The sequence below is a fragment of the Terrabacter carboxydivorans genome (genome assembly GCF_039532035.1).
GTDB lineage: Bacteria > Actinomycetota > Actinomycetes > Actinomycetales > Dermatophilaceae > Terrabacter > Terrabacter carboxydivorans.
In genome coordinates, this window is the sequence record NZ_BAAARE010000002.1 from 216,076 (window position 1) to 237,879 (window position 21,804).

24 protein-coding genes are annotated in these 21,804 nt (G+C 72.0%); 9 read left to right on the plus strand and 15 right to left on the minus strand.

All coding sequences use genetic code 11. The features are described from left to right. Positions 1-95: 95 nt before the first annotated feature. Positions 96-653, minus strand: a complete 558-nt coding sequence (locus ABD297_RS02910; protein WP_344252799.1) for a hypothetical protein — start codon at positions 651-653, stop codon at positions 96-98. Between the two features lie 68 nt (positions 654-721). On the opposite strand from ABD297_RS02910, the gene ABD297_RS02915 reads away from it, so the two are divergent. Further along, positions 722-2,077 (plus strand): DUF6884 domain-containing protein, encoded by a 1,356-nt coding sequence (locus tag ABD297_RS02915; protein ID WP_425581123.1) that lies wholly within the window; start codon positions 722-724, stop codon positions 2,075-2,077. A 127-nt stretch (positions 2,078-2,204) separates the two neighbouring features. On the opposite strand, the gene ABD297_RS02920 is transcribed toward ABD297_RS02915, so the two are convergent. Next, complete coding sequence (locus tag ABD297_RS02920; protein WP_344252803.1) at positions 2,205-2,369, minus strand: hypothetical protein; 165 nt, start codon at positions 2,367-2,369, stop codon at positions 2,205-2,207. Between ABD297_RS02920 and ABD297_RS02925 the strand changes: the two genes are divergently transcribed. Further along, complete coding sequence (locus ABD297_RS02925; protein WP_344252804.1) at positions 2,356-2,826, plus strand: hypothetical protein; 471 nt, start codon at positions 2,356-2,358, stop codon at positions 2,824-2,826. The two genes, ABD297_RS02920 and ABD297_RS02925, sit on opposite strands and share 14 nt — an antisense overlap. Before the next feature lie 17 nt (positions 2,827-2,843). On the opposite strand, the gene ABD297_RS02930 is transcribed toward ABD297_RS02925, so the two are convergent. The 7 genes from ABD297_RS02930 to ABD297_RS02960 form a co-directional block, all read right to left on the minus strand. After that, positions 2,844-3,902, minus strand: a complete 1,059-nt coding sequence (locus ABD297_RS02930) for an NYN domain-containing protein (RefSeq protein ID WP_344252806.1) — start codon at positions 3,900-3,902, stop codon at positions 2,844-2,846. A 75-nt stretch (positions 3,903-3,977) separates the two neighbouring features. Next, the gene (locus tag ABD297_RS02935; RefSeq protein ID WP_344252809.1) at positions 3,978-5,867 is read right to left on the minus strand and encodes a glycoside hydrolase family 15 protein; all 1,890 of its coding nucleotides are present in this window, start codon (positions 5,865-5,867) and stop codon (positions 3,978-3,980) included. A 500-nt stretch (positions 5,868-6,367) separates the two neighbouring features. Further along, a complete protein-coding gene (locus tag ABD297_RS02940; RefSeq protein WP_344252811.1) occupies positions 6,368-6,889 on the minus strand; it encodes a glycine cleavage system transcriptional repressor in 522 nt (173 codons plus the stop codon). A 172-nt stretch (positions 6,890-7,061) separates the two neighbouring features. Continuing rightward, the gene (locus tag ABD297_RS02945; RefSeq protein WP_344252813.1) at positions 7,062-7,496 is read right to left on the minus strand and encodes a hypothetical protein; all 435 of its coding nucleotides are present in this window, start codon (positions 7,494-7,496) and stop codon (positions 7,062-7,064) included. Positions 7,497-7,515: 19 nt separating this feature from the next. Next, entirely contained in the window at positions 7,516-8,043 is a 528-nt protein-coding gene (locus tag ABD297_RS02950) for a hypothetical protein (protein WP_344252814.1), read from the minus strand. 172 nt (positions 8,044-8,215) lie between these two features. Next, positions 8,216-8,494 (minus strand): hypothetical protein, encoded by a 279-nt coding sequence (locus ABD297_RS02955; protein WP_344252816.1) that lies wholly within the window; start codon positions 8,492-8,494, stop codon positions 8,216-8,218. Between the two features lies 1 nt (position 8,495). Further along, positions 8,496-8,789: a hypothetical protein gene (locus ABD297_RS02960; protein WP_344252817.1), complete on the minus strand. Its 294-nt coding sequence runs from the start codon at positions 8,787-8,789 to the stop codon at positions 8,496-8,498. 178 nt (positions 8,790-8,967) lie between these two features. On the opposite strand from ABD297_RS02960, the gene ABD297_RS02965 reads away from it, so the two are divergent. Then, complete coding sequence (locus tag ABD297_RS02965) at positions 8,968-9,942, plus strand: LuxR C-terminal-related transcriptional regulator (protein ID WP_344252818.1); 975 nt, start codon at positions 8,968-8,970, stop codon at positions 9,940-9,942. A gap of 150 nt (positions 9,943-10,092) precedes the next feature. Here the strand turns inward: ABD297_RS02965 and ABD297_RS02970 are convergent, their stop codons facing one another. From ABD297_RS02970 to ABD297_RS02980, 3 genes are all read right to left on the minus strand, one after another. Then, positions 10,093-11,427, minus strand: a complete 1,335-nt coding sequence (locus ABD297_RS02970) for a hypothetical protein (protein ID WP_344252820.1) — start codon at positions 11,425-11,427, stop codon at positions 10,093-10,095. 250 nt (positions 11,428-11,677) lie between these two features. Further along, the gene (locus ABD297_RS02975) at positions 11,678-12,631 is read right to left on the minus strand and encodes an oxygenase MpaB family protein (RefSeq protein ID WP_344252822.1); all 954 of its coding nucleotides are present in this window, start codon (positions 12,629-12,631) and stop codon (positions 11,678-11,680) included. Between the two features lie 90 nt (positions 12,632-12,721). Then, entirely contained in the window at positions 12,722-13,138 is a 417-nt protein-coding gene (locus ABD297_RS02980; RefSeq protein ID WP_344252824.1) for a PPOX class F420-dependent oxidoreductase, read from the minus strand. Between the two features lie 40 nt (positions 13,139-13,178). Here ABD297_RS02980 and ABD297_RS02985 point away from each other — a divergent pair, with 40 nt between their 5' ends. Together ABD297_RS02985 and ABD297_RS02990 are read left to right on the plus strand one after the other, a co-directional pair. Beyond that, positions 13,179-13,703, plus strand: a complete 525-nt coding sequence (locus ABD297_RS02985; RefSeq protein ID WP_344252825.1) for a 2'-5' RNA ligase family protein — start codon at positions 13,179-13,181, stop codon at positions 13,701-13,703. A 309-nt stretch (positions 13,704-14,012) separates the two neighbouring features. After that, positions 14,013-14,657 carry an SRPBCC family protein gene (locus tag ABD297_RS02990; RefSeq protein ID WP_344252826.1) on the plus strand — a complete coding sequence of 215 codons (645 nt, stop codon included), beginning with the start codon at positions 14,013-14,015 and terminating at the stop codon, positions 14,655-14,657. A gap of 42 nt (positions 14,658-14,699) precedes the next feature. On the opposite strand, the gene ABD297_RS02995 is transcribed toward ABD297_RS02990, so the two are convergent. Further along, positions 14,700-15,344 (minus strand): Hcp family type VI secretion system effector, encoded by a 645-nt coding sequence (locus ABD297_RS02995; protein ID WP_344252827.1) that lies wholly within the window; start codon positions 15,342-15,344, stop codon positions 14,700-14,702. A gap of 135 nt (positions 15,345-15,479) precedes the next feature. After that, positions 15,480-15,728 carry a PLDc N-terminal domain-containing protein gene (locus ABD297_RS03000; RefSeq protein ID WP_344252829.1) on the minus strand — a complete coding sequence of 83 codons (249 nt, stop codon included), beginning with the start codon at positions 15,726-15,728 and terminating at the stop codon, positions 15,480-15,482. 156 nt (positions 15,729-15,884) lie between these two features. Here ABD297_RS03000 and ABD297_RS03005 point away from each other — a divergent pair, with 156 nt between their 5' ends. Next, the gene (locus ABD297_RS03005; protein WP_344252831.1) at positions 15,885-16,583 is read left to right on the plus strand and encodes a hypothetical protein; all 699 of its coding nucleotides are present in this window, start codon (positions 15,885-15,887) and stop codon (positions 16,581-16,583) included. Positions 16,584-16,674: 91 nt separating this feature from the next. Here the strand turns inward: ABD297_RS03005 and rocD are convergent, their stop codons facing one another. After that, positions 16,675-17,928 carry an ornithine--oxo-acid transaminase gene (gene rocD, locus ABD297_RS03010; RefSeq protein ID WP_425581124.1) on the minus strand — a complete coding sequence of 418 codons (1,254 nt, stop codon included), beginning with the start codon at positions 17,926-17,928 and terminating at the stop codon, positions 16,675-16,677. Between the two features lie 186 nt (positions 17,929-18,114). Here rocD and ABD297_RS03015 point away from each other — a divergent pair, with 186 nt between their 5' ends. From ABD297_RS03015 to ABD297_RS03025, 3 genes are read left to right on the plus strand one after another with little or no spacing between them, the layout of a single operon-like run. Next, a complete protein-coding gene (locus tag ABD297_RS03015; RefSeq protein WP_344252833.1) occupies positions 18,115-19,521 on the plus strand; it encodes a cyclic 2,3-diphosphoglycerate synthase in 1,407 nt (468 codons plus the stop codon). After that, positions 19,518-20,066, plus strand: a complete 549-nt coding sequence (locus ABD297_RS03020; protein WP_344252834.1) for a hypothetical protein — start codon at positions 19,518-19,520, stop codon at positions 20,064-20,066. The genes ABD297_RS03015 and ABD297_RS03020 overlap by 4 nt, the downstream gene beginning before the upstream one ends. 5 nt (positions 20,067-20,071) lie before the next feature. After that, the gene (locus ABD297_RS03025) at positions 20,072-21,787 is read left to right on the plus strand and encodes a DUF4389 domain-containing protein (protein ID WP_344252836.1); all 1,716 of its coding nucleotides are present in this window, start codon (positions 20,072-20,074) and stop codon (positions 21,785-21,787) included. Positions 21,788-21,804: the final 17 nt, after the last annotated feature.

Below are 21,804 nucleotides of genomic sequence, written 5' to 3' on the forward strand. Positions count from 1 at the left end.
TGTCCCCTTCAGGTGATTCACGCCAGTCAAGCCCACTGCCACGGCGAAAGGTCGTTACGACGGGCAACAAGTGCCCGCATACCCGGCGTACGGATTCAGTCGCAGTTGGCGCAGATGCCTGAGACCGGCATCTCCATGAAGCAGGTCGGGCAGACGGCGCCTCGTCGGGGCTCGACCGCCGCGACTCGAGGGCGGCGCTCGCGCACCTCGCGCGCCCGCGTGCTCAGCGTCGGCTTCGCGTCAGCGGGGACGTCGGCGCCCCAGTGCCGGTAGCACTCGAGGCGCGAGGCCGCCGCGTGCGTCTCCCGCTCGAGCTGGTCCTGGATCGGGGCGTGCCCGTAGACGCGCAGCACCTCGTCGTAGCCGGTGCCGACCTGGCCGTCGTCCTTGTGCACGACGAGGGACGTCAGCGGCGGCTCGCTGCGCACGTGGTTGACCTTGACGAGGTCCGCCAGCAGGCCGCCGATCCAGTTGCGCATCGCCGACTTCGTGTGGAGCGACGAACGGCGCTGCACCTCCTCCGCCAGCTCTGAGTAGGTGATGACCGCGTTGTAGCGACCCGCCGTCTCGACCAGCACCTCGTAGGCGTGCTTGGCCCAGTAGGGCTGCGCCACCTTCGGCGTCACGTAGGTCTCCTGGTCAGACACGGCCATTCACTTCCAATCCTTTGGGGTTACGCCAACGTCCAGTCTCCACCCGACCCGGATGCGACACTGACGCGGTGTCGTCTGACTGGGCCGCCCTCTATCGCTTCTTGGATGGGCGAACGGATCAGCTGTCGTTGTCGTGGGAGAGCCTCCGAGAGATCGTGGGTGGCTTGCCCCCGTCCGCTAGCAAGCACCGGGCATGGTGGTCTGGTGACAGAAGTCATGTGCACGCTTGGACGTCGGCCGGCTTTCGTCTGCAGACGGTCAGACTCGGCGAGTCCGTCACCTTCGTGCCTAATCACTACAGGACTGGTGGCGTCTCGGTGACGGCCCAAAAAGCAACCCCCGCCGAGCCCAATGCCGCCGCGATCGCAGCCGCAGATGTCGTGCTGGTCTCTTGCGCCAAGACGAAGAGAGCCACGCCCGGTCCAGCCAAGGATCTCTACGTCTCGCCACTCTTCCGCGGGCAGCGCAGATACGCCGAGGACTCGGGAAGGCCATGGTTCATCCTCTCCGCTGAGCACGGTTTGCTGGCGCCCGAAGAATGGCTGGCTCCCTACGAGCGTTACCTGCCGGACACGCCACCGGCGTATCGCGACGCCTGGGGACAGTGGGTGGTGGCGCGTCTGGAACTGCTGCAAGGCCCGCTCCGCGGTCGCGTTGTGGAGGTGCACGCCGGCGCCCATTACGCGAACGCGCTGGCCGGTCCGCTGGAGCAGGCGGGGGCTCGGATGGAGCTGCCGCTGGAGGGGCTGTCCCACGGGCAACGGCTGCACTGGTACGCAGTGTCGCCGCGTCACGAACAGGAACAGCGCGTGGAGGGCGGCTCGAGCCGTCCATCGGCAGCACCCGATGCGTCCGCGAGCGTCGACGACCTTGTGGAGGGCTTCATCCACGTCCTCGGTGACCCTGAGTCGGCCGTGACAGTGCCACAGCTGCTGGCGTCTGACCGTGGACCTCTGCAGCGTCCGGGTCTTTACAGCTGGTGGGTCGACGCGGAGGGAGCGCACGATCTGAGCCGCGCCCTGGACGGCCAGCGTGTCGGCGCGGGTCTCATCTACGCGGGGCAGGCCGGTGCGACCCGCTGGCCCAGTGGTCGTCGCTCGAGCAACACGCTCTGGGGCCGAGTCGTCGGCATGCACCTCGGCAAGAAGCACGAGTTCTCGACCTTCCGGCGAACCTTGGCTGCCCTGCTGGCTCCTGGAGATCCTTCGGGCCCTGTCGATGAGACGGCGTTGACGTCATGGATGACCGTCCATCTGCGGGTCGTTGCCTCGCCCATCGGCGACCCCGACGTGCTGGGGGTGGTGGAGCATGCGGTCCTCCAGCGACTCGACCCGCCTCTCAACCTCAAGGGCATGAGCACGAGCCCTGTCCGTGAGGAGCTGAAGCGGGCCCGCCAGCCGTTGGGGCGACACCGGAGTCGTTGACCCCCGTCGCGCTGGGCTAGCGCTGCCTCCCGGCCCTGTGGAAAACGGCGCGATGGATCTGGGCCTGTGCGGTTGGGTCGTCGAAGACGTCCACCCAACGAACGGGATCCCACATGTCTTCACCGTGTCAGGTCATCGCGCTCCTCGCTGCTGTGGCTATGGCCGTCGGAATGTCGGCGGGCTGCTCTGCACCTCCACCGGCCCTCCCGGTGAAGGCCGCGGCGGCGGCGACGCCGACGACGGCAGCGGTTGCGTCGTCGCCGACGACTGCTCCGAAGGTGACCACGCCCACGATTGCCAAGCTGCGCCGCGAACTGGAGCCGGACCTGCTTCACGATCACACGCAGTCGGGGGCCGAGGCCTACGTCAAGGACTACCTCAGCCGGCTCAACGACTCATGGACCCGGCCGCAGGCGTCGTTGCTCGACAACCGTGCCTCGAAGGACTGCGGCACCTGCACCAACTTCCGTGATGCTGCAGCCAACCTCGCCCGCGAGGGCAGGCGTCATGAAGGCCCGATCTTGGTCGTCTCGAAAGTCTCCGTCGTGATCTGGAGCCCGGACGTGCGTGTCGTCGCCGACGTGCGGCAGCCGAAGCACGACCTGGTCGACAGGAAGGGGCGCAAGGTGCGCAGCGTTCAGGGTGGCCGTGTGTTCCTCTACGTCGAGCTCTCCTACAGCGGACGCTGGTGGATCAAGAGCGTGGGCATTGACCCCGTCAACGACGACGGGACCCATCGCGAGTCCTGATCGCAGTCTCCAGCCGGTCAGCGGTCGAGGTGCCTGACCTGCTCCCAGAAGTGGTCGCGCAGCAGGAAGCGCAGGTGGTCCTCGACGTCGTAGCGGTCCAGCCGCGCCGACAGGTCGAGCAGCAGGGCGCGGTCGAGCTCGCCCGGGATGAACGGCCTCTGGCTCATCAGGCGCGTGCGGTCGGCGGCGCTCGCGGTGATCGACCACGTGCCGATCACCCCACGGCATACGTCGTCGATGAGGTCGAGCTCGGCCTGGCCCACGACGGGGGCGACCCCGGCGCGCTCGGCGCCGCCGAGGCCGTCGCTCGCGCTCGACCAGACGAGCCGGCCGGGAGCCGCGCCCTGGGCAGCGGCGGGCTGCGGCCTGCCCGCCAGCACCGCCGGGGTCGGGCGAGGTGCGGCAGCTGGCTTGGGCGGGACCTCCGCAGCCGGCGCCTCGGCGGCGACGACGGGCGGACCGGGCAACGGCACCCCCTCCGTCACGTGGCCGGCGGCCGCAGGCAGAGGTGCGTCGGGCTGGAGCTGGCGCACGTGCACCGTGTCGTCGACGACGGCGCCGTCGAGCACGATGAGGTCGTCGGCCTCACGGATCAGGTGCCGCGAGACGGCGTGCGGCTTGCCCGAGCGGTCCGGGACGGCCATGAGCACCACCTGCATGCCGTGGCTCTGCGCCTCCTCGACGGCCTCGCTGAGGTCGTCGTCGCCGGACAGGAGGTAGATGACGTCGACCGACCGGTTGCGCCCGTGCGCCGCGAGGTCGAGGCCGATGCGCAGGTCGACGCCCTTCTGCTCACCCTGCGGCGACGTGCGCCCGAGCCGCAGCTTGACCCGCGGCAGCATGCCGATGGCCTCCTGCGTCGAGTCGGGGTTGCCGCCGGGACGGTTGCCCGAGTCATACCAGTGCAGCCGCAGCAGCGGCAGCCCGCTCGCGGCCTCGGCGTCCTTGATGAGGCGCGCGACGAGGTCGGGATAGCTCACGACGATCCCCTTGCGCAGCGACGTGCCCGTCACCCGCGTCGCCGCGGCCGCGAGCAGGTAGCCGACGTCGACGTAGAGCGCGCAGTAGGACCGCATGGGGGCAGGCTCTCACGAGTCGGCCACCTTCTCGCGGTGGCTCGAGCGGGCGTATGCCGTGTGCCCGGGGACGCGTCACATGTCCTGGTTGGGCGACTCCTCCGTCGCGATGACGTGCATGACGGCGTTGATGAGCGCCAGGTGGGTGAAGGCCTGCGGGAAGTTGCCGAGGTGGCGGCCCGTGGCGGTGTCGATCTCCTCGGCGTAGAGCTCGAGCGGCCCGGCGAAGGAGAGCAGCTTGGCGCACAGCTCGTGCGCCCGCTTCGTCTCGCCGATCTCAGCGAGCGCCGACACGAGCCAGAACGAGCAGATCGTGAAGGTGCCCTCCTGCCCGGAGAAGCCGTCGTCGGTCTCCTCGACGCGGTAGCGCAGCACGAGCCCGTCGACGGTCAGCTCGTCGGCGATCGCGAGCACCGTCGCGCGGATCACCGGGTGGTCCGGCGGGAGGAAGCGCACGAGCGGCGCGAGCAGCAGCGACGCGTCGAGCGCCGACGTGCCGTAGTACTGCGTCAGCACGCCCCGCTCGTCGACGCCGTGCTCGAGGATGTCGGCCTTGATCTCGTCGGCCGCCAGCTGCCACTCCGCGGCCTGCGAGTCCTGCCCGATCGTCGAGGCCAGCCGCGCGCCGCGGTCGACCGCCACCCAGCACATGATCTTCGACGACGTGAAGTGCTGCAGCTCGCCGCGCACCTCCCAGATGCCGGCGTCCGGCTCGCGCCAGTGCTTCAGGGCCGCCTCGACCTGCTTGCCGAGCAGCGGCCAGATGCGCCCGTCGACGTGGTCGGCGACCTTCGAGTGGAGGTAGACCGAGTCGAGCAGCGCACCCCACACGTCGTGCTGCACCTGGGAGTGCGCGGCGTTGCCGATGCGCACGGGCCGCGACGCGGCATACCCCTGCAGGTGGTCGAGCGTCGACTCCGGGAGGTCACGCTCCCCTCCGATGCCGTACATGATCTGCAGGTCCTCGTCCCGCTCGGCCACGTCGGCGATGAACGAGAAGAAGTCGACTGCCTCCCAGTCGAACCCGAGCGAGTACATGCCCCACAGCGCGAACGTCGCATCACGGATCCACGTGTAGCGGTAGTCGTAGTTGCGCTCCCCGCCGATGCTCTCCGGCAGCGACGTCGTCGCGGCGGCGGCGATGGCCCCGCTCGGCGCGTACGTCAGACCCTTCAGGGTCAGGGCGCTCCGTTGCAGGTAGCTGCGCCACGGGTGGTCGGGGAAGCGCCCACGCGCCAGCCAGTGCTGCCAGTGGTGCGCCGTCCACTCGAGCCGGTCGTGCGCCTCGGCGCTCGTCCTCGGCGGCGGCACCGCACCCCACGACAGGGCGATGAAACGCTCGTCGCCCTCCTTGAGCAGCGTTCTGGCAGAAGCCTGCCCGCCCTCGAAGCCCAACCGCAGGTCCGTCGTCAGCGTCAGCGACACGTCGGCGCCCTCGGCCGTCGCATGGCCCTGGTGGTAGCCGTCCTCGGCATACGCCCACGTCACCGGCCGCCGCCCGTAGTCGAGTACCGGCTCGCACTCCAGCACCGTCTGCACCTCACCCGACACGCACCGGATCGTGCGCAGCAGCGTGTGCTCCGCGTCGTAGTCGGCCGGCGTGCGCCGGTGCTTGCGCGACACCCCGTCGTCGTGGTGCCACGGCCCGATGAGCAGCACGTCGCGCACGATGATCCAGCCCGTCGGCGTGCCCCAGCTCGTCTCGAGCACCATCGTGCCCGGCAGGTAGCGCCGCGCCGTCGGCACGCTGATGTCGGACGGCCCGAGCCGGAAGCGCCCCGCGTGCCGCCCCAGCAGCGCACCGAACACGCTGGGGGAGTCCAGCCGCGGCAGGCACATCCAGTCGACGTCACCACCCGGCGCGACAAGCGCGGTCACCTCGCCGTCGGAGAGGAAGCCGTAGTCCGCGATCGGGACGGCCTTGGCGTGCGTCAGCGGGGTCGCCATCTCTCCGGGTGCCTGCATGCCCTCAGCGTGCGCGCACCCCGACACGGCTGCAAGAGGACAGCGCGCCGGAGAGCCGTCGCACGAGCGGGCCGTCGAGCGCGGGTCGTCGCGGCGCGGGTCGTCGCAGCGCTGAGCCACGGCTGCACGCAGCCAGGGAGGGAAGTGGCCCAGCGCCACGACGACGGTGATCGCCCGTCGGTGGGCGGCTCGTGGGTTTCACGCCGCCTCGTGGGCTCGTGATCGTCCCCGTCAGTCCAGTGTCCTACCCGCCGACTGGGAATGTCGTTGATTGCCGGTTCCCGCGGCGAGGCGCCGACGCAAGAGCACTGCAAGAGTTGCGCAAGGACTCCCGAATCGGGACGTATCACCGCCAGAAGAGGCGTCCACTGAATGGTGTCGCCCCTGCGGCGACACAGACTTCGGCGGTTGGCCCGTTGTGGTACGTGAACCGTCTCGGGGCCCGAGCTCGCATCGCGAGGCGGGCCCCATCGTCGTCCCGCGGCGGCCCACCGCAGCCCTCAGGCGACGGCGATGTCGACGAGCAGCTCGGTCGCGAGCCGCTCCAGGTCCGCGCGCAGCGCCGCGGTGTCCGACCCGCCGGGCACCCGCACGACGACGTGCGCCTCGAACAGCAGGCCGCCCGCCATCGGGGCCTCGCGCGTCTCCGTCGTCATCGTCTCGATCGACAGATCGTGACGGTTCAGCACCGACGACACCTCGCGCACGATCCCGGGGGAGTCGTTGCCGAGCAGGTCGACGGTCAGCCGCTGGGCATCGGCGTCGTCCGCGACGCCGCCCACCCCCTCGGCGCCCGGGTGCGAGGTCACCTCGAGCAGCCCGTCGAGCTCACGCAGCGCGCTCGTCAGCGACTCGACGCGCTCGGCCGGCACCCCGACGACGACGATGCCGGCGAACTTGCCGGCCAGCTCCGCGAGCTGGCTGTCCTCCCAGTTGCCGTCGTGCGCGGTGACGACGTCCGCGAGAGCACTGACGAGGCCGGCGCGGTCGTCGCCGATGACGGTGAGCACGAGTCTGGGCACGTCTGCAGCCTACTGACCGGACGCCCGGCCGCACCGGGCTGCGCCCGATTTCGAGGATTTCGCGCCGCCGCGCCGAGGCGTGCTGCCCTCCACGAGCGGTGCCGGTGCGGCGGGGCGGCACTCGACGGCATACGGAGGGGGAGGGTCCGTATGCCGTCGAGCGTGCGAGGAGTCAGCCGCTGACGTTCGCGTCGGCGACCGTCAGGGCCCAGGCTTGGCCGTCGCCGGCCGTGATGCTGAGGGAGTCGGCGTGGCCGTCGGTGAGGTAGCGGACCCGGGAGACGTGCCCGGTGCACGGGACCGCCGTGTCCGACCCGGAGGCCGTCGAGGCCACGACCACCTCGGCGCCACCGCGGCACACGAGGTAGGCCGTGTAGCTGCCGTCGGTGGCGATGTCGCGGGCGCTCCGCGAGCTCCCCACTCCCGTGACGCTGGCGATGACCGCTTCGCCCGCCGGTGCGGCCGGAGGCGCGACCGCGGCGGAGGAGGCGGGGGCAGCCGCAGGGGAGGCCGACGGTGTCGAGCCGCCGGCGCAGCCGGTCAGCAGCGCCACACACGCGGCCACGAGGGCGGAGGAGATCACTGAGGAGATCACTGGGGAGATCACGGAGCGCACCGTCGTCACCTCAGCGGAAGCGCCAGGACAGCACGGCCGGGGCGGTGATCGAGAAGGTGTAGTTGGGCAGCTGGTTCATGCCGCTCGCGCCGGTCCGCAGCACGGTGCCGCGGTAGGTGTAGGTGCCGCGGTCGCAGTAGCGGGTGGTGTGCGCCGGCACGTTCGAGGTGACGCTCGAGCCGATCGTCGTCGTGACCGAGTTGGTGACGGTGGCCGAGACCGACGCGTCGACCGATGCCACGAGGAAGGCCTTGATCGAGGTGCTGACCGTCGCCGTGGCGCTCGCCGTGTAGGACTTCGAGTACTCGACGCTGCAGGTCAGGGTCGCCGAGCTCGACGTCGAGTTGACGAGGGCATCGGTGTAGAGCGCCACGAAGCTGGAGGCGGCGGTGCTCGTCACCTGGTAGCAGTAGGTGGTCGTGCCGCTGGTCTCGCACTTGTAGCCGGCGGCGTTGGCGGGGGCGGCGACACCTGCGCCGATGGCGGCGGTGGCGACGGCGACCGCCACGCCCTTGGTGACGAGCTTCGAGATCGACATGGTTCTTCTCCTTGGTGTGGTGGTGAGGGTGGTGGCCGACGTGGCCGGATCTGGTGGTGCGGGACATCTCTGGTGCCGCTGCCGGCCCCGGTGGGCAGGACGGCATGGCCGATCGGTGCGGGAGGCCCGCCCGGTCGGGGCTGGGGGTGGTGGTCGTCGGGGGCGCCGGCCCTCAGGGGCGACCGGCGGGGTCGGCGACCCACCACGGGGGGTCGCCGCCGAGGGCGTCGACCGCGTCGTGCAGCTCGCCCTGCCGGGCGAGCGCATGCTCGCGGCTGCCTGCTGTGACGAAGACGCCGACGTCGACGCGGTCCGCGTGGGCCTGGGCCCTCGCGTGCTCGACGAAGGGGATCCGCTGGATCGCGGCGGTGATGATCTCGCCGGCCTCCGCCGCCGACGTGTCCGGCGAGGCGTGCGGCCCCGGTCGGAGCGTCAGCGACAGGAGGTACATCTCATCGGCCTCGGGTCGAGCCCCACTCGAAGCCGCCGGCGACGACGACGCCGGAGCCCGGGGTCCCGAGCTGGGACGAGTGGCTGACGGTCGAGGTCGCGGGGGCCGAGCCGGCCGAGCCGGCCGTGGGAGCGACGGCCCCAGCCGAGCCGGCGAGGCAGAGGCCGACGGCGGCAGCAAGGGCGGCGATGGCCGTGACCGCTCGGGACGAGGAGCCCGAGCCGGAGGCGAGGAGAGGGGTGAGGTGGGCTGCAGCGAGCGAGGGGCTGTGGGTCGGAGCGGGTGACTGCGTCATGTCCGTGGTGCCTTCCGCGAGGGGTGGTCTGCTGGGGTGAACGTTGCTCCTCGGCGAGACCTGCGGGAAGGGATATGCTCTGGCCGCAACGGGCCTGTCCGCTAGCGGACACGACCGGGCGGGGCGGCCGACCAGGGGGTCCGCGACCGTCGCGGTCACCGCCCAGAGGGGGTGGGTCATGGACCTCGACGACGACACAGCCGCCGTCTACCGGGCGATGCTCGACGACCACACGCGCACCGTCACCGACCTGTCAAAAGCCTTGTCGCTCAGTCGTCCTCGCGTGCGCAAGGCGCTGGACCGGTTGGCCGACGTCGCACTGCTGCAGCCGGCCGGCGCCGACCCGATGGTCCTCGTCCCGTCGCCACCACGGGTCGGGATGGCGCGGCTCGTCGCCGAGGCCGAGGCCGAGCTGGCGGTGCAGGCCGGTCGCGTCGCAGCCGTGCGCTCCCTCATGGAGACGATGGCCGCCGAGCACGACGCCCACCTGCACCGCGAGGCGCTGGTGCACCACCGCACCGTCGAGGCCGTGCGCGACCGGCTGGAGGAGCTGTCGCTCGAGGCGCGCACCGAGTGCGTCTCGCTCAACCCGGGCCGGGCGCACAAGCCCGACGCCATGGCCGCCAGCAAGCCGCTCAACCAGCGCGCGCTCGAGCGGGGCGTGGCGATCCGGGCCGTCTACCAGGACAGCTTCCGCCACGACCCGGCGACGCTCGACTACGCCCGCTGGCTCACCGAGATCGGTGGTCAGGCGCGCACGATGCCCGAGGTGCCGATGCTCCTCGTCGTCGTCGACCGTGAGGTCGCCCTGCTCCCGCGCGTCGTCGGCGACCCGTCCCAGGGCGCCATCGAGGTGCGGTCGCCGGCGCTCGTCGCCGCGCTCGTCGAGCACGTCGAGATGGTGTGGCTGCTCGCCGAGCCCTTCGGGGACCAGCGCCGCCGCGAGGCGCCGCTGACGAGTGCCACGAGCCGGCAGCTGCTGCAGATGCTCGCCTCGGGCGTCACCGACGAGTCCGCCGCCCGGCGACTCGGCCTGTCCACCCGGACGGTGCGGCGGCTGATGAGCGACTTCATGACGCAGACGGGCGCGACGAGCCGCTTCCAGGCCGGGGTCGAGGCCGCCCGCCGCGGCCTGCTCGACGCCCGCGACTGAAGCCCGCGACCGACCCCTGCGGTCCCGTCGAAGGGGAGCCACCACCCGACTGCGCCGACCCCCGGGAAGCGCCATGCGGCATACGCACGATCGCGTATGCCGCATGGCGGGTGAGGCGAGCACGCCTCTGTCACAAAGGGTTGCGCTGGTTCAGCAGCCCGTCGCCGGCGCCCGGAAACCGGGGAACGGGTTGAGGTCGCCCATCAGGGTGTAGCGGCCGCCGGGGCTCGTCTGGTTGGCCTCGGAGCCGGTGGCGTTCGACGGCTGGCGCAGGAACCACGGCAGGAGCGCCTCGTCCTCCGGGTGGTAGTAGCCGTCGGCGCTCTGGGTGCCGTTGGGGTTCGGGCCCTGGAGGTAGGTGTTCGTGCCCTTCGCGAAGCCGATCGAGACGACGGGGTCGCCGGTCTCGAGGACGCCCGTGCAGCCGTACTGCGGCGCCGTCGGCGTCACCCACGGGTTGACCGAGTTGTTGACGAACGGGTCGTCGGCCCACTCGGCGATCTCGTGGCTGATGGCGTGGATGTCCTGGAGCGCCCAGTTGGCACCGCCGTCGGCGCGGGAGTAGAAGCCCGGCCGCACGTAGGACGCCCAGGCGAAGGTCTGCACCGGCGCGTTGCCCTGCGTCTTGCCGTTGCCGAGACGGTCACCGGCGGCCTTGGTGCCGTGGTAGCCGATGATGCAGCACTGCTTCGGGTCGTTGGCGGTGTGCAGGAAGATGTTGTCGGTGAGGTAGAGCGGGAGGTGCGTCGGGTCGGCGCTGCTCTCGAGGTTGGTGATCTTCGAGGACCACCAGCCGACGTCGACGTTGCCACCGAGCACCCCGCGCCCGCTCTGGATCAGCGTGGCTTGGTTGCTCGGGACGGTGATCGTCACCGCCGGGAGCACGTTGGGGTGCAGGCGCAGGTGGTAGCCGCTCGCGCCCGTCTGGGCGAACTGGGCGCGCATCGTCGCGTCCTGCAGCTGCAGGCCGTGGCCTCCGTCGAGCTGCGACAGCGCTCCGCCGGTGCCCCGGGCGAAGTGCGCGTCGGTGGCGGCCGGCGTGGAGCCGTAGTCGTTGTCCGCGAACTGCGGCGACGCGAGGGTGGCCTTGAGCACGTCGGACCCGTCGAAGGTCTTGTCACCGATGACGACCTTGATCGGCGTGATGTCGACCTGGACCGTGACGTCGCACCCGGCGCCAGCGCACGAGTTCGGGTCGGCGCCGACCATGTTGTAGCCGTAGGTGACGCCGTTGGTCGGGTCGGTGGTCTTGCCGTAGAAGTGCGGGATCGTCTTCGTCGACGGGAGCACCGAGGCGCCGCCCATCGTGATCGACTGGGCCTTCAGGTCGGCGTCGTTGATCAGCTGGGGCTCGCTCGCCGACGTGCCGGCGGTCGAGCCCGTGGTGCTCGTCGTGCTGTGCGTGCTGGCCGTCGCGGTGCTGCCCGCCGCCAGCACCAGGGCGCCGGCGGCCAGGGCCGCCGTCGTCAGGGTGCGAATCGTCATGTGCTGTGGCTCCGTCCATGGGTGTGTGGAACTGGCCCCCGATGGCCCGGAATGTATCCACGGCGTTCCGCCGAACGGTGGGATGCGTCCGTGGCAGATCTGTCGGACGTGCACGGTCACGCACGGCTCGCAGGAGATTCACATGCTCCTGGCATGGTGCTCTCAGGCTCCGACCGCCCGATCGAGCGTAGGCACCGGGCCGGGGGCACCCGCTTCTTGAGTGCCGCCCGGCCCGGTCAAAGGTGGCCGCTCAGCTGGCGGCCTTGACCCCGACGAGTTCATCCGGCTCGTCGGGGGGTCCGTGGGGGTCGGGCGACTCGGGCGGTACGTCGGACGGCCGCCGCTCCGCGAGCCCGGCCATGCCCCAGCGCACCGCGGCCGTGCCGAGGTGACCGAGCGGTCGTGCGACGAGCGACGACACGACGTCGGGCACGGGGATGCCGAGCATCTCGCGCGCCCAACCCGGCAGCAGCGAGACGCCGCCGGAGGCGAGGGTGCCGTAGCCCGGCCGGGCGTAGTAGGGCAGCGGCGGGTCGAGCAGCAGGAAGCGCGCCGCCTCACGAGCGGCCGGGGTCGCCTGCAGCTCGGGGCGGTAGGCGTCGAGGACGGCCCGCAGCTCGGCGACCGAGGTGGGCGGGTCGACGACGCCCAGGCGTGCGGCGGGGATGCCGGCCTGCGCGACGTAGGTGTCGGCCTCGTCGTCGGTCAGCGGAGCGTCGCCGAAGGTCTGGTAGCCGCGCAGGAACGAGTCGATCTCGGCGACGTGCACCCACATGAGCAGGTGCGGGTCGTCGGCGCGGTAGGGCCGGCCGAGGTGGTCCTTGCCGCGCACCCGCTCGTGGATCGAGCGGACCATCGCGATGGCCTCCTCGGCGTGCTCCACCGTGCCGAAGGTCGTCGTCGCGAGGTAGTGGCTCGTGCGCTGGAGCCGACCCCACGGGTCGGACTTGTAGCCGCTGTGGCCGGCCACACCGGCCATGGCCATCGGGTGCAGCATCTGCAGCAGCAGCGAGGTGACGCCCGCGGGGAACATCGAGGCGTCGGCGTGCACCCGCCACACGGGGTCCTCCGGGGTGAACCACCGCTCGCCCTGGGCACCCCAGATGCGCTGCGCGCGGGCCGGCGCGTCGTCACCGGCGACCTTGCTGCGCAGCATCCTGCCCAGCTGGCGCTGGACCAGCCGGGCTCCTGCGGTGGGGCTCATGCTTGCGACCATAACCGCAGGTCAGGCGCGTGCGAAACCGGCCTGTCCAACCTTTGTCCGATGTGTCGAACAGGTGTTTGAGCGCGCCGCTCAGGCCAGCGTGATCCGGATCCCGGCCCGCGGCGCCCGCGGACGCACGCGGTCCGTGACCAGGGCGACGGCATCGCCGAGGCGGGCCAGGACGTACTTGCGCGCGAGGGCGCGTTTGACCGCGGCGACGCCCTCGGGAGTGCGCACGACGACGGCCGACCCGGCATACGTCGGCGCCCCCTCGGGCACCCGGCCCCGCATGTCGCACGGCCGCAGCTCGACGCGGTCGGTGTGCGCCAGCCGCTTGAGCTTGCCGGCGGGGTCGACGCTCACGACGACGAGCTGGGAGCCGTCGCGGGCGATCCACACCGGCGTCGGCACCGGCTCCCCGTTGCGGCGGAAGGTCGTCAGCGACACGTAGCGCTGGGCGTTCACGACGTCGAGGTCGCTCGGGAGGGGGCTCGGTGAGGCGGTCACTGCGCCAGCGTAGGCCGCGCGCCGGTGTCCACAATGGGCCATGGCGCTCGCGCTCTGCCTCCTGCTCGACCCGGCCTCGGACCGGCTCGTCCGCGCGCTGTGGCGACGGCTCGAGGAGCAGGGTGTCCCGACGCTCCTGACGCACACGCACGGCCGGCACGTGCCACACCTGTCGTATGCCGTCCTGCTCGCCGCCGAGCAGGAGGCGGTGCTGTCCGCGGCCGCCCGGCTGGGCGACGAGGGACCGCTCGAGGTGGCCGTCCAGGGCGTCGTGGTCTTCCCCCGCGGGCGAGCGGCGCTCGCCGGCTCGGCGACCGCGGCCCTCGCCACCCGGCAGGCCCGTGTCGTCGAGGCGCTGCGGGCGACGGGCGCCGTCGTGCACCGGCACTACGAGCCGGGCCACTGGATGCCGCACGTCTCGCTGACCACCGGCGTGGCCGGCGCGCGCCTGCCCTCCGTCGTCGACGCGGTGTCGGACCGGCTGCCGCTGACGCTGCGGTGCGACCGGGCCGCGGTCATCGACACGACCGACGGCACGACGTGGGGGCTGGACGGCGTGCCGTGAGACCGGCCGGGTCGGAACGGCGCCCGGGATGGTCCGACATGGCCACCCGGACTGGTCACCCGGGATGGTCACCTCTGGTCCGTTGTGACCAGATCTGTCCATTTCGAACCACCACCACGGCGTCGGCGTGTCACTCTGACGCAGTCGCCCCCGGACGGGACACTCGTTGGCAGGGGACAGTAACTTCCGACGGTTGGCCCGTTGTGGTACGTGAACCGTCACTGGTAGCCCGGCATCGCGAACGCGAGCCGGGCTCCATCATGTCCGGATCGCCCTGACCGGCAACGGGATCCGGTCTACCGTGGACGCATGAGGCGAGGCGCCGGGCCGCTGCTCGCAGCGGTCGTCGGCGGGGTCGCCGCCCTGGGGGTGGTGACGCTGCGCTGGTCCGCGCTGCACTGGGGCGCGACGACGGAGGAGACCCGCGAGCGCCTGCCCGGCGACGAGATCCTGCCCGACCCCGGCCTCGTCGCCACCCGCGCCGTCACCGTCGAGGCGCCGACCGAGGAGGTCTGGCGGTGGGTCGTGCAGATGGGGTCCGACCGGGGCGGCTTCTACAGCTACGACGGGCTCGAGAACCTCGCCGGCTGCCACCTGCACAGCGCCGACGCCGTCGTCGACGCGTGGCAGCACCTCGAGCCGGGGGACCTCGTGCGGCTGCACCCTCGGGTCGCGCTGGCCGTGACGGCGATCGAGCCGGGGCGGTCGCTCGTGCTGCACGCCGGCGCCGCGATGCCTGGCGACCCGTCGGCCGCTCCCTACGACTTCACGTGGTCGTTCGTGCTGCGGCGCCACCCGCACCGTGCCACCCGGCTCATCGTGCGCGAGCGCTTCTCCTACCCCCACCCGTGGTCGCCGGTGCTCGTCGAGCCCGTGTCGGCCGTGAGCTCGCTGATGAGCCAGAAGATGCTCCGCGGCATCCGCGACCGCGCCGAGCGCGCAGCAGCCGCGTAGGCCGCCGCGCGCCCGGTCCCGGCTGTCAGTGGGTCCGGCGGCTCACGCGCCCGAACCGGTGCCGGTGCGGATGTTCCACGTGCTCGTGATCTCCTGCCCCTCACCGCCGGTCGCGCTCTGGAGGTAGATCGAGTAGCGGATCACGGCGAAGGCCAGGCTGAAGGTGTCCTGGGGGGACTCATCACCCGACGCCGCCTCGTAGGAGGCGACCGCGACGTCCCGCATCTCGATCTCGACGAACCGGCGAGGAGTGGCCCCAGTGGTCATCCCCTGGACCAGGGCGGACGTCAGGTGACGGCCGTTCATCGTGCGCAGGAAGAGCGGCGGGCTGTGCTGGCCGAGCTGCGTCGAGAGCGTCATGGCCGAGAGCGACGCCTTGCTCGCCGACCACCCCGAGCCCGTGACCGTCGTGCCGTTCGTGGCCTTCCACGAGTAGTCCTGGACGTCGACCCAACCCTGGTGCTGGGCGTCGACGCTGTCACCGGTGATGCCGTCGAGGCGGAGGAAGTAGTCGGCGCCCGACACGCCAGCCAAGGCGGCGACCGTGTCCATCGACGGGAGGGGCGCGGCGGAGGCCGCCTCGCTGCTACCGAGCGCGATGGCGCCCGTCAGGCCGCCGAGACCGAGGGCCCCGGTCTTGATGGCTCCCCGTCGGGTGGTGGTGAATGCATCGTTGCCGTCGACCATGACTACCTCGCACTGATCAGGTGGCCGCGGTTGGCCACAGATTCCGATCGTGGCGCGAAAGCCCAATGGCCGCAGGTGAATCCGAATCCAGATCCGCGGCACATCAGGGGCGATGTCAGCCGATGTCGGCCGATGTCAGGACGCAACCTCCGGCGCGATCCGGCGACCGCGCGTGAAGTAGGCGATCGGCCCGACCCAGTTGATGGCGATGACCGCCGCCCACTTCGCCTTGCTCCCGTTGACCTCCTCGGCCGGTCGACGGGCCAGGTCGGCCCACGCCGCCGCGGCGAGCGACAGCTGCACGGCGCCGACCGCGATGACCGCAGCCCGTTGGCCGCTCGTCAGGTCGGACCACTTCTTCCTCGTCGTCAGGTTCGTGGGCATGAGCTCTCCTCAGGTCGCGTCGGATCAGTCCCCTCCGGACTAGCAGGTGGGCCCCCGGTCCGTCGAGCGATGTGACGCACGAGACGCCTTGCGCCACAGCCACGCCGACCTGCCGGTGTCACGCTTGAGATGACAGGGATTCGGTTGGGAGTCCTCATGAGACGTGCCCTCGCCGTCGCGACGGTCCTCGCCGCGCCGCTCCTCCTCGCGCCCCTCGCGACAGCGTCGGCGGGCGCGGCCCAGCCCCGGATCTACCACACCATCGGCTCGACCTCGGCGTCCGCGACGTTCTCGTCGACGACCGACTGCCAGCTCACCGAGGTGTTCGTCTCCTCGAGCAGGGCCATGTATGCCGCCCAGCCCGGTCCCGTGGGCAAGCAGGGGCTCACCGCGGTGTTCGTCCGCGTCACCGACTCCTGCGCGGCCTCCGGTGCACGGGTCGCCCCGGCAGCAGGAGGTGGTGGTGGACCGGTCGTCTTCCAGGCGGACGTGCAGAACGGCGCACCGCTCGTCGTCGACCCCCGCCTGACCCGGGCCTCGGTCACGACCGACCTCACCGGCACCGACGGCGACGGCAACCCGGTCACGGTGCACCTCACCGCGTCGTGGACCGGCTCCGGACCCCTGGAGCACACCACCGACTCCACCCACGTCCACTTCGCCGACGGCAACGTCAGCTCCACCGCCAACGACCTGCGGCGTGCCGCCTCGGCCCAGGTCTCGGTCGAGGTCGCCGGCCGGTCGGCCACCGGCACCGACCCCTCGGCGGTGCTCGAGCAGACGCGGTCGCACTGCATCGAGCTCCCGCGTCCCGGCGTCGAGGGCTTCTTCCCCTGCTTCGGCTTCCCCGCCTGACGGCGCGAGACCTGCCGGGCGCGAGCAGCGCGCGGGCGGGGACGGCATACGAGCCCCCCGCCCGCGTGCACCGCGCTCAATGCAGGATCGCTCAGTGCAGGATCGCGGCGAACGCGTCGAGCAGGATCCGGATCTCCGGCTCGCCGATGACGAGAGGCGGCGCGATGCGCACGGTCGAGCCGTGCGTGTCCTTGACGAGGACGCCGTGCTCGAGCAGCCGGTGGGAGGCCTCGCGACCCGTCATGAGGCGCGGGTCGATGTCGACGCCGGCCCAGAGGCCCCGGCAGCGCACCGCCTCGACGCCGTGCCCGAGCAGCTCGCGCAGCCCGCTCTCGAGCAGCGCCCCGAGCCACCGCGCGCGCTGCTGGAACTCGCCCGTCGCGAGCAGCCCGACGACGGCCTGCCCGACGGCGGCGGCGAGCGGGTTGCCGCCGAAGGTCGACCCGTGGCTGCCGGGCGTGATGACGCCCAGCACGTCACGGTCGGCGACGATCGCCGACACCGGCACGATGCCTCCGCCGAGCGCCTTGCCGAGCACGTAGACGTCGGGGACGACGCCCTCGACGTCGCAGGCGAAGGTCGTGCCGGTGCGCCCCAGGCCCGACTGGATCTCGTCGGCGACCATGAGCACCCCACGGCGACGGGTCAGCTCGCGCACCTTGCGCAGCCAGCCGTCGGGCGGCAGGATCACGCCGCCCTCGCCCTGGACGGGCTCGAGCAGGACCGCGACCGTGTCGTCGGTGACGGCAGCCTCGAGTGCCTCGATGTCGCCGAACGGCACCGTGTCGAAACCGGGCGTGTAGGGGCCGTAGTGGTCGTGCGCCACCGGGTCGTCCGAGAAGCTGATGATCGTCGTCGTGCGGCCGTGGAAGTTGCCGGCCATGACGACGATCCTGGCCCGACCGTCCGGCACGCCCTTGACCTCGTAGCCCCACCGCCGCACCGTCTTGATCGCCGTCTCGACGGCCTCGGCGCCGGTGTTCATCGGCAGCACGAGCTCCTTGCCGGCGAGCGCGGCGAGGTCCCGGCAGAACGGCCCGAGCCGGTCGCTGTGGAAGGCGCGGCTCGTCAGCGTCAGTCGCTCGAGCTGCGTCCTCGCCGCCCCGACGAGCGCCGGGTGGAGGTGCCCGAAGTTGAGGGCCGAGTAGCCCGCCAGCGCGTCGAGGTAGCGGCGCCCCTCGACGTCGGTGACCCAGGCCCCCTCGGCGTGCGAGATGACGACCGGCAGCGGGCTGTAGTTGCTCGCCACCCACTCCTCGGCGAGGGAGACGTGCTCGTGGGTGGGGGTGCCGGGGATCGGGCCGCGGTGCTCGCGGGCCCCGGGTCGTGCGGCCGTGTCGCTCACCCCTCGATCGTGGCACCGAGCCTCGGCGACGGCGCCGGAAAGTGACGGGAGCGTGGGGTGATCCCGCTCTCGGACCGGCGCCGGGCGAGTGCCCCGGTGGGAGACTCGAAGTGGCGGGTCCCGCAGCCAGGACTACCCGCAGTGGGGTGTGTCGGTCACGTCGATGACCCAGCCGCGGAGATGGCCATGAGCATCCTGACGAGCACCGTCCCCTCCCATCGCACCCGCGTCGTCATCCTCGGCGCGGCAGGACGCGACTTCCACGACTTCAACGTGGTCTTCCGCGACGACCCGGCCTACGAGGTCGTCGCCTTCACCGCGACGCAGATCCCCGACATCGAGGGCCGTCGCTATCCGCCCGAACTGGCGGGATCGCTGTATCCGCAAGGGATTCCGATCGTCGCCGAGTCCGAGCTGACCGACCTCGTCGAGCGCGAGCGCGTCGACGTCGTCGTCTTCGCCTACTCCGACGTGCGGCACGAGCACGTCATGCACCTCGCCGAGCGGTGCGTCGCCGCCGGCGCGGACTTCCGGCTCCACAGCGCGCGGCACACGATGCTGCGCAGCACCAGGCCCGTCGTCGCGGTGACCGCGGTGCGCACCGGCGTGGGCAAGAGCCAGACCACCCGCTACGTCGCCCGCCTGCTCGCCGACCTCGGCCTGCGCGTCGTGGCCGTCCGGCACCCGATGCCCTACGGCGACCTCGGCGCCCAGGCGTGCCAGCGGTTCGGGACCTACGCCGACCTCGACCGCCACGAGTGCACCATCGAGGAGCGCGAGGAGTACGAGCCGCACCTCGACGCGGGCGTCGTCGTCTACGCCGGCGTCGACTACGAGCGGATCCTCCGCGAGGCCGAGCAGGAGGCCGACGTCATCCTCTGGGACGGCGGCAACAACGACCTGCCGTTCTACGTCCCCGACCTGCACCTCGTGCTCGCCGACCCGCTGCGCCCGGGCGACGAGACGGCATACCACCCCGGCGAGGCGAACGTCCGGATGGCCGACGTCGTCGTCGTCGCCAAGTGCGACTCGGCGCGCACGGCCGACATCGAGGCCGTCGAGCGGTCGGTGCGCGCCCTGAGCCCGCGCGCGACGGTGCTGCGCGCCGACAGCCCGGTCACCGTCGACGACCCGAGCGTCGTCGCGGGGCGTCGCGTCGTCGTCGTCGAGGACGGCCCGACCCTGACGCACGGGTCGATGACCTACGGGGCCGGAGTCGTCGGGGCCCGGGCCGCCGGCGCAGCCCAGATCGTCGACCCGACCCCGTATGCCGTGGGGTCGATCGCCGCGACCTACGCGAAGTACCCGAACGCCCGCGGCATCCTGCCCGCGATGGGCTACGGCGCTGAGCAGGTGCGCGACCTCGAGGCCACGATCCGCGCGGCCGTCGAGGCGGGGGAGTGCGAGGCCGTCGTCAGCGGCACCCCCATCGACCTGACCCGTGTCCTCTCCGTGCCCGCGCCCCTCGTGCGGGCGCGCTACGAGCTGCGCGAGGTCGTCCCCGGCGGTCTGGCCGCCGCGGTCCGGTCCGCGCTGCCCCTCCCGGTCCTCGGCGCCCACTCCGGCGCCACGTCAGTTGGAAGTGCATCATGATGTCCATCCCGGGCCAGTACCCCACCCATCTCCCGAGCGAGCCCCCTCGGGAACGCCTGACCGAGCCGCTGAGCGAGCACCGGGTCGCCGACCCGGGTGACCAGCCGCCCGGTCGGCCTCGCGAGCCCGAGGATCTCCGCCCCGTCCGCGGCCGACGCGGCGGCTACGTCGGGTCCATCGTCGTCAACCTCATCCTGCTCTGGCTCATCAACGGCTGGCCGGGCTGGGACGCGGTGCCGTTCCTCACCGGGCGCACCGTGCTCGTCGTCGGCGCCGTCAACGCCTCGATCATCGCTCGAGTCGTCGCCGACGCTGTCAACGTCGTCCTCGACCTGCCTCGACCGCGGGCCCTCGGCGACCTCGTCTCCATCGGCTTCGGTCTCGTCGCCCTCATCGAGATCTGGCAGGTGTTCCCCCTCGACGTCATCGGCACCGCGTGGGAGGTCGTCGCGCGCGTCCTGCTCGTGCTCGGCTTCGTCGGCGGTGGCGTCGGGATCCTCGACTCGCTGAGCCGGCTCGTCCGCGGCCGCTTCCCGAGGATGTGATCGCCGTGAGCTCCACGAACGACCCCTTCGGTGACGTGCGTTTCACCACCAGTCCCCCGACCGTGCAGGCGCCCGCGCCGGCGGGCGCGGCGCCGTCGCATCCCGGCGGTCGCAATCTCGCCGCCCTCATCATCGGCTGCCTGCTCATCCTGCCCGGGCTGGGCCTGCTCCTCGGCGGGGCAGGCCTGGGCATCACGTATGCCGTCGCCCGCGACAGCGCTGGCTACCTGACCTTCTCGATGCCCGACCTCTCGAGCTCGTCCCCCGCGCTCACGGCCGAGGACGCCGTCGTCGCCACGAGCTCCGACGTGCCGTCCTGGGTGCTCGACCGGATGGAGTTCGACGTGCGCCTGACCGCCCGGCCGCTCGAGCCGGGCAGGAGGGTCTTCCTCGGCATCGCCCCCGCGGGCAGCCTGTCGACCTACCTCTCCGGGGTCGCCCACGACCAGGTCGTCGGCATCTCCGACCCGCGGTCCGGCGGTCAGCGCACGGCCGTGCTGCAGGCGACGCCCGGCGCCAACCGGGCGCCGGCCCCGACGAGCCAGACCTTCTGGACCGCCGTGGCCACAGGCCCCGGCCAGCAGCAGCTGACGTGGCGCGTCACCGGCGGCCAGTGGGCCGCGGTGATCATGAACGCCGACGGCAGCAGCGGCGTCGCCGTCGCGTCGTCGATCGGTGTCCGCGCCGGCTTCCTGCTGCCGATGGCCTTCATCATGCTCGGCCTCGGGTTCGTCGTCGCGGGTGTCGCGGTCGCGCTCATCATCGTCGGCGCGTCCGGCAGCCGGCCGTCCAGCTACACGCGGCCGCCGGGGTCACCGACGCCGGTGCCCTCTGCCGCCGCAGGCCCGGGCGGGCCGACGGCGATGACGACGGCGATGACGACGGCGACACCCATGTCGATGCGGGCCGGCGTCCCGGTGCAGGCACCGCCCCCGACCGGCGAGCCGGTCGCGTGGTCCTCGCACCCGCGGGCGATGAGCCCGGTGGCGCTGGACGCCCGGCTCGACGAGCCGCTCTCGCGCTGGCTGTGGCTCGTCAAGTGGTTCCTCGCGATCCCGCACTTCATCGTGCTCGGCTTCCTGTGGATGGCCTTCTCGGTGGTCAGCGTCGTCGCCTTCTTCGCGATCCTCTTCACCGGCCGCTACCCGAGAGGGCTCTTCGCCTTCAACGTCGGCGTCCTGCAGTGGAGCTGGCGCGTGTCGTATTACTGCGGCAACGGAGGCCTCGGCACCGACCGCTACCCGCCGTTCAGCCTGGGCCCAGAGCCGGACTACCCGGCCCGGCTCGACATCGCCTACCCCGAGCGGCTCTCGCGCGGCCTCGTGCTCGTGAAGTGGTGGCTGCTCGCCATCCCGCACTACATCATCCTCGGCCTGCTCCTGGGCGGCGGCGGATGGGCGTGGGGCCGCACCACCAACAGCGGCGCCCGGATCGACACCTATGGCTGGAGCGTCCTCGGGCTCCTCGTGGCGATCGCCGGGTTCTCGCTCCTGTTCACCGCGCGCTACCCGCGAGCACTGTTCGACCTCGTCATCGGCCTCAACCGCTGGGTCTACCGCGTCGTCGCGTATGCCGCCCTCATGACCGACGTCTACCCGCCGTTCCAGCTCGACGAGGGAGGCTCGGAGGTCCCGCTCGCTCCGCCGTCACCGCTGCCGTCACAGGTGGCGCCCCCGGTGCCGGCCGACCGCACGGAGCCGCCACGCCAGGTGGACGGCTGACCGCGCGCGCCTCCGCG

What these genes read in the sequence shown, in the direction of transcription:
- ABD297_RS02930 (WP_344252806.1), bottom strand. Translation starts at nt 3,902, where the DNA reads ATGCGGTCCTACTGCGCGCTCTACGTCGACGTCGGCTACCTGCTCGCG.
- ABD297_RS02935 (WP_344252809.1), bottom strand. Translation starts at nt 5,867, where the DNA reads ATGCAGGCACCCGGAGAGATGGCGACCCCGCTGACGCACGCCAAGGCC.
- ABD297_RS02950 (WP_344252814.1), bottom strand. Translation starts at nt 8,043, where the DNA reads ATGTCGATCTCGAAGCTCGTCACCAAGGGCGTGGCGGTCGCCGTCGCC.
- ABD297_RS02910 (WP_344252799.1), bottom strand. Translation starts at nt 653, where the DNA reads ATGGCCGTGTCTGACCAGGAGACCTACGTGACGCCGAAGGTGGCGCAG.
- ABD297_RS03015 (WP_344252833.1), top strand. Translation starts at nt 18,115, where the DNA reads ATGAGCATCCTGACGAGCACCGTCCCCTCCCATCGCACCCGCGTCGTC.
- ABD297_RS02990 (WP_344252826.1), top strand. Translation starts at nt 14,013, where the DNA reads ATGAGGCGAGGCGCCGGGCCGCTGCTCGCAGCGGTCGTCGGCGGGGTC.
- ABD297_RS02970 (WP_344252820.1), bottom strand. Translation starts at nt 11,427, where the DNA reads ATGACGATTCGCACCCTGACGACGGCGGCCCTGGCCGCCGGCGCCCTG.
- ABD297_RS02975 (WP_344252822.1), bottom strand. Translation starts at nt 12,631, where the DNA reads ATGAGCCCCACCGCAGGAGCCCGGCTGGTCCAGCGCCAGCTGGGCAGG.
- ABD297_RS02955 (WP_344252816.1), bottom strand. Translation starts at nt 8,494, where the DNA reads ATGTACCTCCTGTCGCTGACGCTCCGACCGGGGCCGCACGCCTCGCCG.
- ABD297_RS03000 (WP_344252829.1), bottom strand. Translation starts at nt 15,728, where the DNA reads ATGCCCACGAACCTGACGACGAGGAAGAAGTGGTCCGACCTGACGAGC.
- ABD297_RS02960 (WP_344252817.1), bottom strand. Translation starts at nt 8,789, where the DNA reads ATGACGCAGTCACCCGCTCCGACCCACAGCCCCTCGCTCGCTGCAGCC.
- ABD297_RS03005 (WP_344252831.1), top strand. Translation starts at nt 15,885, where the DNA reads ATGAGACGTGCCCTCGCCGTCGCGACGGTCCTCGCCGCGCCGCTCCTC.
- ABD297_RS03020 (WP_344252834.1), top strand. Translation starts at nt 19,518, where the DNA reads ATGATGTCCATCCCGGGCCAGTACCCCACCCATCTCCCGAGCGAGCCC.
- ABD297_RS02965 (WP_344252818.1), top strand. Translation starts at nt 8,968, where the DNA reads ATGGACCTCGACGACGACACAGCCGCCGTCTACCGGGCGATGCTCGAC.
- ABD297_RS02995 (WP_344252827.1), bottom strand. Translation starts at nt 15,344, where the DNA reads ATGGTCGACGGCAACGATGCATTCACCACCACCCGACGGGGAGCCATC.
- ABD297_RS02985 (WP_344252825.1), top strand. Translation starts at nt 13,179, where the DNA reads ATGGCGCTCGCGCTCTGCCTCCTGCTCGACCCGGCCTCGGACCGGCTC.